General features: G+C 36.6%; 10 protein-coding genes. 5 read left to right on the forward strand and 5 right to left on the reverse strand.

Annotation, left to right across the window (positions count from 1 at the left end; all coding sequences use genetic code 11):
• The first annotated feature begins 200 nt into the window (after positions 1 to 200).
• The gene (locus ABIQ28_RS15495) at positions 201 to 1658 is read left to right on the forward strand and encodes a polysaccharide biosynthesis C-terminal domain-containing protein (protein ID WP_348038945.1); all 1458 of its coding nucleotides are present in this window, start codon (positions 201 to 203) and stop codon (positions 1656 to 1658) included.
• Between the two features lie 207 nt (positions 1659 to 1865).
• Here ABIQ28_RS15495 and ABIQ28_RS15500 read toward each other — a convergent pair whose 3' ends face one another.
• Positions 1866 to 3116, reverse strand: coding sequence for a hypothetical protein (locus tag ABIQ28_RS15500; RefSeq protein ID WP_348038947.1), 1251 nt, complete (start codon positions 3114 to 3116; stop codon positions 1866 to 1868).
• A gap of 568 nt (positions 3117 to 3684) precedes the next feature.
• Between ABIQ28_RS15500 and ABIQ28_RS15505 the strand changes: the two genes are divergently transcribed.
• Positions 3685 to 4686 (forward strand): sterol desaturase family protein, encoded by a 1002-nt coding sequence (locus ABIQ28_RS15505; protein ID WP_348038949.1) that lies wholly within the window; start codon positions 3685 to 3687, stop codon positions 4684 to 4686.
• Positions 4687 to 4725: 39 nt separating this feature from the next.
• On the opposite strand, the gene ABIQ28_RS15510 is transcribed toward ABIQ28_RS15505, so the two are convergent.
• The gene (locus ABIQ28_RS15510) at positions 4726 to 5370 is read right to left on the reverse strand and encodes a hypothetical protein (protein ID WP_348038951.1); all 645 of its coding nucleotides are present in this window, start codon (positions 5368 to 5370) and stop codon (positions 4726 to 4728) included.
• A gap of 288 nt (positions 5371 to 5658) precedes the next feature.
• Between ABIQ28_RS15510 and ABIQ28_RS15515 the strand changes: the two genes are divergently transcribed.
• Positions 5659 to 6729 carry a DUF3667 domain-containing protein gene (locus ABIQ28_RS15515; protein ID WP_348038953.1) on the forward strand — a complete coding sequence of 357 codons (1071 nt, stop codon included), beginning with the start codon at positions 5659 to 5661 and terminating at the stop codon, positions 6727 to 6729.
• Positions 6730 to 6931: 202 nt separating this feature from the next.
• On the opposite strand, the gene uvrA is transcribed toward ABIQ28_RS15515, so the two are convergent.
• On the reverse strand, positions 6932 to 9715 hold the full coding sequence (uvrA, locus tag ABIQ28_RS15520) for an excinuclease ABC subunit UvrA (protein WP_348038955.1): 2784 nt from the start codon (positions 9713 to 9715) through the stop codon (positions 6932 to 6934).
• Between the two features lie 225 nt (positions 9716 to 9940).
• Between uvrA and ABIQ28_RS15525 the strand changes: the two genes are divergently transcribed.
• Positions 9941 to 10525, forward strand: coding sequence for a sigma-70 family RNA polymerase sigma factor (locus ABIQ28_RS15525; RefSeq protein ID WP_348038957.1), 585 nt, complete (start codon positions 9941 to 9943; stop codon positions 10523 to 10525).
• A 355-nt stretch (positions 10526 to 10880) separates the two neighbouring features.
• On the opposite strand, the gene nth is transcribed toward ABIQ28_RS15525, so the two are convergent.
• The gene (gene nth, locus ABIQ28_RS15530) at positions 10881 to 11537 is read right to left on the reverse strand and encodes an endonuclease III (protein WP_348038959.1); all 657 of its coding nucleotides are present in this window, start codon (positions 11535 to 11537) and stop codon (positions 10881 to 10883) included.
• A 37-nt stretch (positions 11538 to 11574) separates the two neighbouring features.
• Between nth and bcp the strand changes: the two genes are divergently transcribed.
• A complete protein-coding gene (bcp, locus tag ABIQ28_RS15535) occupies positions 11575 to 12051 on the forward strand; it encodes a thioredoxin-dependent thiol peroxidase (protein WP_348038961.1) in 477 nt (158 codons plus the stop codon).
• A 50-nt stretch (positions 12052 to 12101) separates the two neighbouring features.
• On the opposite strand, the gene ABIQ28_RS15540 is transcribed toward bcp, so the two are convergent.
• A complete protein-coding gene (locus ABIQ28_RS15540; protein ID WP_348038963.1) occupies positions 12102 to 13553 on the reverse strand; it encodes a TonB-dependent receptor in 1452 nt (483 codons plus the stop codon).
• Between the last annotated feature and the right edge of the window lie 119 nt (positions 13554 to 13672).

Here is a 13672-nt window from a genome sequence, read left to right on the forward strand (position 1 = left end):
CGCTATTTTTATTACGATGCTGAAGCAGAATTAAAGGAACATTTACGGTCTTGTTTCTCGAATTTTAAGAATGCGACATTGTTTTCATATCCTATTGGATTGCAACAGTACAGCAGAAAGTCGCTGACCAAAAAATTGGCAGATCTGATCACAAACTTGTCTTAATCCTCAAAATTCTTATCTTCGGGTTTTAAACCTCTATGGGAATAATCATTAGCCAATCTTTTAAGAACACGATTACCACATACTTAGGCTTTGCCATAGGTGCTTTGAATACCTTGTATTTGTATGTGTTCTTTATTTCGGATGTGCATTATGGTTTAATTTCCTTTATGTTGTCAACCGCCAATATTATGATGCCTTTATTGGCATTTGGAGTTCACAACACCATCATTAAGTTTTATACCACATTCAAAACCAAAAATTCGCTCAATAGTTTTTTGACCTTGATGCTTTTTTTGCCATTGGCGCTCATCATTCCGACAGGGTTAATTGGGATTTTTGCTTATGATGCCATTGCTGGCGCCTTGTCACAAAAAAATGCTATTATTGGAGATTATGTCTGGTACATTTATTTTGCGGCCATTGCTATGGCCTATTTTGAAGTCTTTTTTGCGTGGTCAAAAACCCAAATGCAGACGGTTTTTGGGAACTTCATGAAGGAAGTATTTCCGCGGATTGGCGTAACGGTATTGCTCTTTTGTGTTTATTTCGAATGGTTTTCAGTGGAAACCTATATTGCTGGCGTGGTTGGCATCTACGGATTACGGATGTTAATTATGATGTTTTATGCATTTACGATCCGTTTGCCTGTCTTTAAATTTAATAAGGTGGACCGATTGAGTTCTATTCTAAAATATTCTTTTTTGATTATTATCGCTGGATCTATTGCCACGGTTATTTTAGACATTGATAGCTTTATGTTAGGACTTTACATTCCTATCGAAAAGGTCGCCTATTATGGGGTGGCGATCTACATTGCAACAGTTATCGTAGTGCCATCAAGAGCAATGCAGCAGATTCTACAACCATTGACGGCAAAATACTTGAATGAGAATAATAAAGGGGCTCTTGAGGATTTATACGTCAGAAGTTCGCAAACCTTATTCATTATTGGAGGCCTTATTTTCCTGTTGATTGTATTGAATATCAATTCACTTTATGAAACGATTCCGCCACAATTCAGCGGCGGACTTTATGTTGTTTTTTTGGTGAGTATGGCTAAACTTTATGATTGTTTGATGGGATGTAACAATGTCATCTTATTTAATAGCGATTATTATAGGATAGTGTTATTATTTGGTGTGATTTTGACTATTTTGACCATCGGATTGAATATGATTTTTATTCCGATGTATGGCATCAATGGTTCGGCATTTGCGACATTTTTGGCCGTTACTTTCTATAATTCCATTAAAATCTACTTCGTAAAGCGCAAGTTTAATATGATGCCTTTTACCATGGATACGGGAAAGGCCAGTCTATTAATCATTGTGTTGATCGGTGCTTTCTACTTTTGGGAGTTTCCATTTCATCCGTTGGTAAATATTGCGTTAAAATCAATATTGATTACCTTAGTGTACGTAGGGTTCGTTTTTAACATGAATGTTTCAGAAGATATTAGCGCGATGTTGCGAAAGTATTTGCGGCTGAAGTAGTTTTTCAGTCGGCAGTTTTCAGTCTCATTCCTCAGTCTTCAGTCTCAGTTTCAGTCTTCAGCTGGCAGTTTAAGTCCTCATTTTTGGTTCGTTATTAAAAGAGGACTCCGTGCGACTCTGTGTTACAGTCCTTTTTGAAAAAGGAAAATCCCGCAAGGTGCTTTGAGGCATACTACTTGCAGGACTTAACCAACCAAACTTTATAACTTATAAACTCCCTCTACTTTGTCTGGATGTTGATCTTGACGATGAACCCTGACTATTCGTTTGAGGGCTTGTGCTATTACTATTTTGAGCTGCGCTGGTTTTACTACTAGCGCTTCGCTCGACATTAGATGTGCGAGATTGTACAGTATTTGGTTTTCTTTGATCTGAATTTTTATTAACATTGGCAGATCTTGATGGCGCCGATCTTACAGTCTGTTCTCGTGCACTTGTTTGATTTGAAGCCGTTTCGTAAGTTCTACTTGTTCTCATATTTCGACCTGAATTAACTGCTTCAGTACTTCTAGAACTGTTTAAATTTGAACTTCGGGCATTGTTTCTGTTCGGTTGTTCTCTGTTTTGCATTGCATTTTGATTTGCATCTCTCCCAGAAGCTTCTCTATTAACAGTCCGCGAACTCCCATGGTTAACGATTGAACTTTCAATATTTCTTCTATTGCCATTAACCTCACGTGACGCTGAACCTGACCCTCTCGAAGTTGCAGCATTACTGCGTCGTGGTGTAGATTCCTGACGGTAACGATCACTTGCACTATTGTTCGTTGCTACCGTATTTCTTCTTCCAGAATTAACAGATTTTTGAGGACGTGGTGAATATCTCACTGGTTCTCTGTAATTATTGACATACGGTCTGTAGTAGTGATATCTTACAGGTTTGTAATATTGTCTATAAGGTTTTGCGTATACTACGCGATATTCATAGACCGGAATCGTGTAATAACGATGCCATGGTCGGTAAATATAAGCTCTGTTATATACGTTGATATAGCCTGAATAATGTGTGAATCGGTGATGATTGTCATAATAAACATATAAACCGCCTACACGATTGACGCGTCCATAATTGTTATAATTAATATTGACGTTTCCTGCTTGTGTAATTCGTCCATAATAATCATAATAGATGGGTGTGTTTTCAATTTGTATTATGGCACCATAATCATCATACTGTACATACGGACTGTAGTCATAGCCTGTGTTGAAGCTGAAGGAGACATTAGGTGTGTTGATGGATACGCCTGCTCTAGGACCAAAATCTGGCACATAAAAATCGAATTGGCCATCAGGGAATACAGAAAACTCAATACCACCCTCTGTGAAAATAAATGAATTACCATAGCCATTATTAGGGCCGTTTTGGAATGAATTGTCTCTAATGACGTCGGTGGTTTTTGCATTTACCGCTGTCCCAATGAGGAGCACTGCAGTAAAAAATAGGGCTAATTTTTTCATGAGTTTTTATTTTTTGTTCAACATGTTTGACAGGATACAAACAATGTGCCAAAAAGTTAGGGTAGAGGGTTTTGCCATGATTATGAATAGGTTAATTATTTATTGCTTTTGAAAATCAATAAAATTTCTTCCGGAACAAATGCTTTTATGAAGGAAGATAATTTCGAGTCTTAAATTGCATTCGACAAAACTTCAATTTAGATCTTGTAATGAAATTTATAAGGAGTAATGAAAAGTATATGATTTGACCATTTAAATCTCATAAAAATACGGAGTTCAATGAATGTATTTGTTGAATTTTTACTTAAAATTAAGTAAAGCAAAAAAGTTAAATCTGTTGCTTAGTAGATTATATGAATTTTAAAACTTTATAAGAATCAAATTTAAATTATATTATTTGTATAAAATAACTCTGATTGTCGTAATAAATAATTGACTGTTAGCATTATAAAGATGAAGCAGCGGCTTTAAAATTAATTGTAGATATTTTCTGATGCCGAATGTTTATTACATATCTTTTCCGGCTCAACGCGAAGTCTAAATATTTAGACTTTTTTAATATCATTCTATGGATTTTACCAATCCCCTTGTATATGGGGTTCCTTGCTTTTTAGGCTTAATATTATTAGAACTTACTTATAGTAAAACACATGATCATAAAGACCTTTACAACTGGCGAGATCTATTTTCGAGTATTGGGATGGGTGTTGGGTCAACGCTTATAGCACCGCTGGTTAAAACCGTAACCATTATTCTTCTTTTTAGTTTTGTTTATGATCTGTTTAATCCTTTAGTAGACGGGGTGCGAATGAATATCATGGGTTATGAATCTTTTGGATATGCCTGGTATATTTGGATACTTTGTATGTTGTGTGATGATTTTGCCTATTATTGGTTTCATCGTCAAAACCATATGGTTCGATTTTTTTGGGCCGCACATATTGTGCATCATTCTTCCGATAATTTTAATTTGGGTACAGCGGTCAGAAATGGGTGGTTTACTATTTTTTACAAACCCTTGTTTTATGTTTGGATTGTAGCGATCGGTTTTCCACCAGAAATGCTTGTGGTATGTTTAGGGATCGAGGCGCTTTGGCAATTTCAGTTGCATACGGTATTTATTCCGAAATTGGGTTTTATAGATAAAATTTTGAACACCCATACCATGCATCAGGTGCATCATGCTTGTAATTTGGAGTATATGGATAAAAATCATGGCGGAATTCTAAATGTGTTTGATAAAATTTTTGGAACCTGGCAACCACTTGACGAATCTATTGAAATTTCTTATGGTGTCACAAGTCCGCCGGAATCTTTTAATCTGTGGGTCATTTTGACTCATGAATATGCTGATATTTGGCGTGATGTCAAGAAGTCTAAAAGTCTAAAGCACAAGTTTATGTATGTTTTTGGACCTCCTGGATGGAGTCATGACGGCAGTTCAAAAACAGTAAAACAGATGCGAAAGGAAATAGCCTTAGAAGAACTTAATGCATCAAAACAAAACATCCCAAAGCCTTTGGGGAAAGAACTTCGGGATGATGTCTATACTTCAGGAATCAAAGTATAGGTTCAATTCATAAAGAAAAATCAAGTTGGTAGCTTAATATTATCGTCCAACCTTCTTTTGTTTTTTATCAGCGCTGCCTTGTTTATAATAGTAGTAGTCCTTGTGATTGGCATAGTCTTTATAATTTGGGCTTGAGTGGACAGATGAATAGCGTGGTCCATATTGATAATTCCTGTTAGCCTCATGCACGGTGCCACGAGTGCTGATTATTTCGTCCCAACGATTATATTTCACTTTGAGTCCACCTACTTTGGATAATTTACCATCATCATAGTTCATTTTTATGGAGCCCAAGCGTTTGATTCTACCATGCTTATCATATTCGACAGCCACATTACCAATGCGTTTGACCATACCATTATAATTATGTTCGATGGTTACGCGGTTGACTATCGATTTTCCATAATATCTAACATTTATGGTTTTAGATCCACCTTGATCGGTATTCATTGAACTTCGGCGAGAGTTTGTTGACTGATTATTCAAATGTGTATTAAAATCAAAACTTCCGTCAGGGAAAATTAGGAACTCAACACCTTGCTCTATAAACATGATCGGTTCAACATATCGGTAACGTGCTTTATTTGTAAAATCATCGCCTTGTGGTGCAAAGTTGGTGTTTGATGCTGATATTGATGTCAATCCTATTAACACCATCGCATTAAAAAGTAATTGCTTTTTCATAATTAAAGGATTTAAGATGGTGCCTACTCATTAGCTTTTCGGCTTACGCTATATGATGAAACCTTTTCAAATTGCATGCCGAAAATGTTAAAACACTTGTTGTGAGGCGCTTGAGCTTTGTGCTGTCACAGGCTTCGCGTAAAACAGTTAACTTAAATAAGTATTAAATAAGTTAAGGAGAAATGATGTTGAAGTTGTGGCTTACAAATCGCACTTTTGAAACAATTGTATACAAGACAAAACTATTTATGGAACTTCATTACTTTTATATCCATTAATTATTTACTAATGCAAAGATCACTGACCGATTGCCAGAATTGTTCCCAGCGCTTTGAAGCTCATTATCCGTTTTGTCCATATTGCGGAATGAAATCAAAGGCTGAACTCACATTAGGTGTACTTTTCAATAATACTATCAGTAATTATTTTTCTGTGGATGCCCGGTTTTTTAAGAGTTTTATCCCGCTCATGTTCAGGCCAGGCTATCTCGCAAAACAGTTTGTTGAAGGCCGGCGATTATTGTATTTGCATCCTGCTCAGATTTATTTATTTATCTCAGTAGTGTTTTTCTTTTTGTTTTCATTTATCAGTCGCAAACAAGCAGAAACTTTCGATAGCGCTCTAAAGCATGATATTGAGCAAAGTCACATCTTTTTGGATTCTATAAAACAGAAAAAAAAGGATTCACTTGCTATAACATCGATAAATCAACAAGTTAAGGAATATGATTCCAAATCGGTTAATAATGAGAAACAACCTAAGGCTCAAATAGGCATGGGGCGACATTACCAATCTAATCCAAATTCGGCAGTTAAGTTTGATTTTAATGAGTTTGAAATAGATTCAATGATTCAGGTCGGCGCTTCTGATCAGGAAATATATCGAAAAATGGGAATGAAGGATGACGATAGCTATGTGGTTAAACGTGTTTTCAAACAGATTCTAAAATTTTTAAAGAGTAAAAGTGTAGGCTCTATTTTGCAAGCTTTTTATGACAGTATACCGCTGGCAATGTTTATATTATTACCAATTTTCGCTCTCATTTTGAAACTTTTCTATTTTAGAAAAGGGAGGTTCGCTTATCATCTGGTGTTTACTTTTTACTTTTTCGCCTTTCTATTTGCACTATTCAGCTTATTGGTTATAGCGAATTTAATATGGAAAAATATCCCAGGATGGATTATGGCGTTAGTTATGCTTTCTTCATTTATCTATTTGTTTTTGGGCGTAAAGCATTTTTATAAACAAGGATACCTTCGGAGTTTTATAAAAAGTAGTGCAGTGACCTTTTTGTTTTTGTTAATTGTATTGCCATTTTCTTTCGCTATTATGGGATTGGTAGCGTTTTTGTTTTATTGAGAAGAATAAAAGCTTGAAGCACGGAGTTGGAAGCTCGAAGAATGAAGATGGTAGTTATAAATGCTCTCGCAAAGGCGCAGAGGCGCAGAGAATGACGGATTATTCAAACTACATGAATCCCTCCGCAGAATCTGAATAGGCAGAAACTACAACCTACAAACTGCCAACTGCCAACTGAAGACTGCCAACTGAATACTGAACCCTAAATCTTCTCCTTCAAATATTTCCCAATCACAGAGTTTTTATTCTTAACCAATTCTTCAGGCGTGCCCACAGCAATTAATTTTCCGCCACGTTCGCCACCTTCAGGACCTAAATCAATAATATAATCCGCACATTTGATCAATTCGAGATTATGCTCAACAACAATAATGGAATGCCCTTGAGCAATCAGCGCTTGAAAAGATTTTAAAAGTTTTTTAATATCATGAAAATGCAAACCTGTCGTTGGTTCATCAAAAATGAAAAGTGCATTATCTCTTCTAGAACCTTTTCCTAAAAACGTGGCCAACTTAATACGCTGTGCTTCACCACCAGAAAGTGTTGAGGAACTTTGACCTAAAGTTACATAGCCCAATCCTACATCTTGTAACGGTTGTAATTTACTTTGAATTTTACTCTGGTCGTGTTTTTCAAAAAAAGCAATGGCATCATCAATAGTCATGGAGAGAACGTCATCAATATTTTTATCTTCAAAAGTGACTTCCAAAACTTCTTTTTTGAATCGTTTGCCGTTACAGGCTTCACAAGTTAAGTGCACATCGGCCATAAACTGCATTTCAATGGTCACTTCGCCATCGCCTTTACAGGTTTCACAACGACCGCCATCCACGTTAAAACTGAAGTGTTTAGCTTGATAGTTTCTTATTTTGCTCAATTTCTGATTGGCGTAAAGCGCTCTGATATCATCATAAGCTTTTACATAAGTCACCGGATTGGAACGTGAAGAACGTCCAATGGGGTTCTGGTCTACAAACTCAATATGCTTAATGTTCGTAAAGTTTCCTTTCAGTTCGGTAAACTGTCCGGCTTTATCTCCAAAGCCAGTCAGCTGTTTTTGAATTGCGGGATAGAGAATCTTTTTGACCAAAGTACTTTTACCGCTCCCAGAAACACCGGTCACGACCGTTAACATTTCTAAAGGAAAAGTCACATCAATATTCTGTAAATTATGTTCTCTGGCACCGATGATTTCAATTTGATATTTAGACGTACGACGCTTTTTAGGCACCTCAATTTTGAGTTTGCCGTTTAAATATTGAGCGGTCAACGAGTTCGATTTCAGAATATCTGCATAGCTTCCTGTGGCTACAACTTCGCCACCCAGGGTGCCAGCTTCCGGACCAATATCAATAATCTCGTCAGAGGCTTGCATGATATCTTCATCATGTTCCACCACAATAACCGTGTTGCCCAAATCGCGCAGGGCTTTAAGAACCGTGATAAGTTTTTCAGTATCTTTAGGATGCAGGCCAATACTCGGCTCATCCAGAATGTACATGGAACCCACTAAGCTGCTGCCTAAGGAAGTCGCTAAGTTGATACGCTGACTTTCGCCACCGGATAAAGTGTTCGACTTTCGGTTGAGGGTCAAATAATCAAGACCGACATTAAATAAGAAAGACAATCTATTTGTGATTTCTTTCAACAAGCGCTTAGCAATGGTTGTATCATATTCGTTCAGCTCCAGTTGATTAAAAAACTCGGCCAATTTATCTAAAGGCATGGTTACCAAATCCGTAATGGTAACGCCGTCAATTTTCACATAATTGGCTTCAGGTCGTAAACGTTTGCCGTGACAGGCGCTACATTTGGTTTTTCCTCTATAACGGGAAAGCATGACCCGATTCTGAATTTTATAAGCTTTTGACTCTAATTCAGCAAAGAAATCGTCCAAACCTGTAAAGTAGGCGTTGCCATCCCAAATGAGTTGTTTTTGATCATCCGATAATTGAAAATAAGGTTTGTGGATCGGGAAATCAAACTTATGAGAGTTATTGACCAATTGATCTCTAAACCAGCCCATGGTTTCACCTCGCCAAGGAAAGATGGCGTTTTCGTAAATAGAAAGTGCGGTATTTGGAATGATGAGTTCTTCATCAATGCCAATCACATCGCCATAACCTTCACATTTAGGACAAGCTCCGTAAGGATTGTTAAAACTGAACAAATGGACGTTTGGCTCCAAAAAGGTCATGCCGTCCAATTCGAATTTATTGTTGAAAATGGTCTGTTTATGATCGGAAAGTGATTCGATGATGGTCGTGCCTTTCCCTTCAAAAAACGAGGTTTCAATAGCGTCCGCCAATCTATTATAAAAATCATCTTCGTGTTTGACGACAATTCTGTCCACCACTAAAAAGCTGTTTTTTTCAATGCTTTTTTCGATCGCATCTTCAATCCGAAGGACTTCATTTTTATAGTGTACTCTTGCGTATCCTTGTTGTTGGAGCACTTTTAGTTTGTCGGTCATCGTACGGCCTTCCTCTAAAATAATAGGAGCGAGGAGCAATAGCTTTTCACCTTCTTCAAAGGATTTGACCAAATTTAAAACATCTGCAGTGGTATGTTTTTTGACCAAATTGCCCGAAATAGGCGAGTAGGTTTTCCCGATTCGGGCAAACAGCAATTTTAGGTAATCGTATATTTCGGTTGTCGTGCCAACTGTAGATCGTGGATTGGTAGAATTGACTTTTTGTTCGATGGCAATGGCAGGAGCAATCCCTTTAATGTAATCGACTTTTGGCTTGTTGAGGCGTCCCAAAAACTGACGCGCATAGCTCGATAAACTTTCCACATAACGTCTTTGACCTTCAGCATATAAAGTGTCGAAAGCCAAACTCGACTTTCCAGAACCTGATAATCCGGTTATAACCACCAATTTATTGCGCGGAATCACCACATCTATATTTTTTAGATTGTGAAGATTAGCACCTTTAATGATAATATTTTGTTTTGGATTTACTTCGGAAAGGTTAATGTTCATGGTCATTAAAGCATATAAGAATGCAAAGATACTACAACTAACGCTGTAGTGAAAAGAAGTTATTGTGCAATAAAATGTTAAAATTTCGGTCTGTTTTTTGCTTTATAGGAATATATGTTGTTATATTTGACCCAAATAACTTTAACAAAGCAGCCTATACCATAATATTACTTTAAAAAGATTAACCCCAAGCTCGGAACTATTCCAAGCATAAAAGTAATAATTATGAAGGACGAACTTATCGCAGACGCTGTTTTAGTGAGCAATTACGTTAAAGGAGACGAAGGTGCTCTTTCTATATTGATCACCAGACACAAGCAAAAAATCTATAGTTTTATCTACTCTAAAGTTTATGATAGAGATCTTACCGAAGATATCTTTCAGGATACATTTATCAAGGTTATCCGTACGCTCAAATTAGGAAAATACAATGAAGAAGGTAAGTTTTTACCTTGGGTTATGCGGATCTCACATAACTTAATCATTGATCACTTCCGAAAAAGTAAGCGCATGCCAAAGTTTGATAATGCTGGAGAATTCAGTATTTTTTCAGTGCTTAGTGATTCGTCATTAGATGCTGAAAAGGGAATGATCAAAGAGCAGATTGAATCTGATTTGAGACGATTGATCGAAGAATTACCAGAGGATCAAAAAAATGTATTGGTCATGCGGATGTATAATGATATGAGTTTTAAGGAGATATCTGATAAAACTGGCGTAAGTATCAATACGGCTTTAGGCAGAATGCGATACGCGTTAATCAATTTGAGAAAGGTTATTGAGGAAAAAAGTATAATTCTTACAAATTGATGTAATAAACGTGGTTTTGTTGCGTTAATAGGGTTGTAATCACATATAAAATCCCTAATAATGGCAAAACTTTACTCTAAATGTCCTCAAAAAAACGACAATCTAAATCCAAAAGATGAAACCGTTGATTTGCTTTTGAATTATTCCAAGGCTCTTAGTATTCTACGTTGGAATGACAGAAAGTTTGAATTAATTTTAAACTAAGACTAAAAAAGTCCCGACAACTAATTTGTTGGGACTTTTATATTTCTGCGAAAGTAGGAATCCCTGTGGTTGCTTAAAGTTAATCCAATAGAATTGGGATGGCTAATTTTATAAATTTTGAGGCGCTAAAATTCCGATCTTTAATTCAAAATCACTTCTTTTTAGCATAGTATTCTTTTAAAACACTTGCGCGTCCAATGGTTTTTGTGATAATATCTTTTTCCAAATCCCAACCGCGAGCGGGAGAATATTCCCTGCCATACCATATCATCTGTAAGTGCAAATCGTTCCAAGTTTCTTCAGGAAAAATACGTTTGGCATCTCTTTCAGTTTGCACCACATTTTTACCATTGGTCAAATTCCAACGGTACATCAATCGGTGGATATGGGTATCCACAGGAAACGTTGGAATTCCGAAGGCCTGAGACATTACGACCGCTGCCGTTTTGTGTCCAACAGCGGGTAGTTCTTCCAATTCCTCATAAGTTTTAGGCACTTGTCCGTTATGTTTATCGATCAAAATGTGTGATAATCCATGGATACCTTTGCTTTTCATTGGCGATAAGCCGACAGGTCTGATAATGTCTCTGATTTCTTCAACCGAGAGTTTAATCATGTCGTAGGGATTATCAGCTATTGCAAAAAGCAGTGGTGTAATTTGATTGACACGTACATCTGTACATTGTGCAGACATCAAAACAGCAATCAAAAGGGTATAAGGATCTTTATGGTCGAGAGGTACGGGAATTGTTGGATACAGTTGCTTTAACGTATTTATAACAAAATCTACCTTTTCTTGTTTGGTCATAAGTTGTATTTTTACAAATATCAAATTAAAAACAGTTATGACCAAATTAAAAGCGGGAGACAATGCTCCAAGTTTTTCAGCAAAAGACGAACAAGGAAATACCATTTCTTTGTCAGATTATAAAGGAAAAAAATTAGTGATTTTCTTCTATCCGAAAGCCAGCACCCCAACGTGCACCACTGAAGCTTGTAATCTTAGGGATAACTACGAAGATTTAAAAGCTAAAGGTTATGAAATATTAGGGGTCAGCGCTGATAGCGCCAAGCGACAAGCGAACTTTAAAGAAAAATATAAATTCCCATATCCATTATTGGCCGATGAAGACAAGGAAGTCCTTAAGGCTTTTGATGTTTGGGGCGAAAAGAAATTTATGGGACGTACCTTTGATGGGATTCATCGGGTAACTTTTGTGATTGATGAAAATGGTATTATCGTAAAAGTGATCGATAATGTAAAAGCCAAAATACATGCTGAACAAATTTTGGAATTAATAGTTGATTCCAAAAACACATAAAAAAAAAGACCTTAGCGATTTAAACTAAGGTCTTTTTCTATTGTATTTTATTATTGATTGCGAATAACTTCTTTTGCCTCATAGCCAAATAGGCGTTTTTCCTTGATAATTTTTGAAACTCCAGGAGGTAACATTTCTTCCCAGCCCTCATCGCCATCAGTTATCGATTTGAGAACTGATCTTGAGAAAATGGTAAGGATTGACGGATCAAAATCTGTGATGTCCACCACTTTTCCGTTGTACTTGAAGAATTTATACAATTCCTTCATGCGAGGATGTACTTTTAAGGTTTCACTATCCATGATTGCACCGTCTTCATTCAGCATTGGATAGAGATACACACGTAAATCCTTGAAAAATAGTTTTCCGAAAGCTTCTAAAATGCCGCCGCTTAAATGACGGTAATATTTCTCATCAAAAATATCCACTAAGTTATTGACGCCCATGGATAATCCCATTCTGTTTTTGGAGTATTGGGAGAAATACTCGACCAATTTGTAATACTCCTGAAAGTTGGAAATTAAAACGGTATGACCCAAAGAGCATAGCAATCTTGCTCGGTCCATGAAATCCTGCTCATCAATTTCGCCTTCAGCTCTTAAATTGGAAAGGGTAATCTCAAAAACAACTTGAGTATTGTTAGGATCGACTTTGTTTTCTTTAATAAACATGTCGTAAGATTTCTGAAACATGTCAATATTTACCTTGGTTACAGGTCTGAAACTACCGCGTAATGCCAAAATATTTTTCTTATAAAGAATTTTTGCAGGAAGCACGTTATTGCCGTCAGGAGCAAACATAACCGCATCGGTCATGTTGTTTTTAACCAATTGTAAGCTCATCAGTCGATTATCAACATTTTCAAATACAGGACCTGAAAAGTTAATCGTATCAATTTCAATTTGATCCTGATCTAAATGATCATATAAGTAACGTAATAGTTTTTTAGGCTCATTGTACTTATAATAAGCGCCATAAATGAGGTTTGTTCCTAAAATACCAAGGGTTTCTTGTTGTAAACGTGCATCATTTTCTCTAAAACGCAAATGCAGAATGATTTCGTTATAAGGTTTGTCTTGGTCAATTTGATAGCGGATACCTACCCAGCCATGGCCTTTGTATTGTTTGGCAAAGTCAATGGTGGTCACGGTATTAGCGTAAGAAAAGAACATTTTATTGGGATGTTTATCTCTTGAAAGACGTTCTTCAATTAAGTTTATTTCATGAGATAACATTTTTCTCAAACGCGCTTCGGTCACATACCGTCCATCTTCTTCTGCGCCATAAATTGCATCGCTAAAATCTTTATCATATGCAGACATTGCCTTAGCAATAGTGTTAGAACCACCGCCCGCTCTAAAGAACTGTCTAACAGTCTCTTGTCCTGCCCCAATTTCAGCAAAGGTACCGTAAATATTCTCATTAAGATTAATACGAAGTGCTTTTGTCTTTAACGACGGAATATCTTCAAATTCCCTGTCGCCTTTTAAGGTGATCTCCATGTTGTAGATTGAGTTTTTGTCAACGACAAAGGTACCTAATTGCTATCTCAAACAAAAAATTAAACCTACTTTTGTTCTAAACAAAGCACCTTTGAAAATTACATTTTTAGGAACAGGTA

The sequence above is a fragment of the Gelidibacter sp. genome, assembly GCF_039916245.1.
Classification (GTDB): Bacteria; Bacteroidota; Bacteroidia; order Flavobacteriales; family Flavobacteriaceae; genus Gelidibacter.

Excerpts from the sequence above, each read along its gene's own strand:
- ABIQ28_RS15495 (WP_348038945.1), top strand. The coding sequence starts at position 201 with ATGGGAATAATCATTAGCCAATCTTTTAAGAACACGATTACCACATAC.
- ABIQ28_RS15515 (WP_348038953.1), top strand. The coding sequence starts at position 5,659 with ATGCAAAGATCACTGACCGATTGCCAGAATTGTTCCCAGCGCTTTGAA.
- ABIQ28_RS15500 (WP_348038947.1), bottom strand. The coding sequence starts at position 3,116 with ATGAAAAAATTAGCCCTATTTTTTACTGCAGTGCTCCTCATTGGGACA.
- ABIQ28_RS15540 (WP_348038963.1), bottom strand. The coding sequence starts at position 13,553 with ATGGAGATCACCTTAAAAGGCGACAGGGAATTTGAAGATATTCCGTCG.
- ABIQ28_RS15505 (WP_348038949.1), top strand. The coding sequence starts at position 3,685 with ATGGATTTTACCAATCCCCTTGTATATGGGGTTCCTTGCTTTTTAGGC.
- uvrA (WP_348038955.1), bottom strand. The coding sequence starts at position 9,715 with ATGAACATTAACCTTTCCGAAGTAAATCCAAAACAAAATATTATCATT.
- ABIQ28_RS15510 (WP_348038951.1), bottom strand. The coding sequence starts at position 5,370 with ATGAAAAAGCAATTACTTTTTAATGCGATGGTGTTAATAGGATTGACA.
- nth (WP_348038959.1), bottom strand. The coding sequence starts at position 11,537 with ATGACCAAACAAGAAAAGGTAGATTTTGTTATAAATACGTTAAAGCAA.
- ABIQ28_RS15525 (WP_348038957.1), top strand. The coding sequence starts at position 9,941 with ATGAAGGACGAACTTATCGCAGACGCTGTTTTAGTGAGCAATTACGTT.
- bcp (WP_348038961.1), top strand. The coding sequence starts at position 11,575 with ATGACCAAATTAAAAGCGGGAGACAATGCTCCAAGTTTTTCAGCAAAA.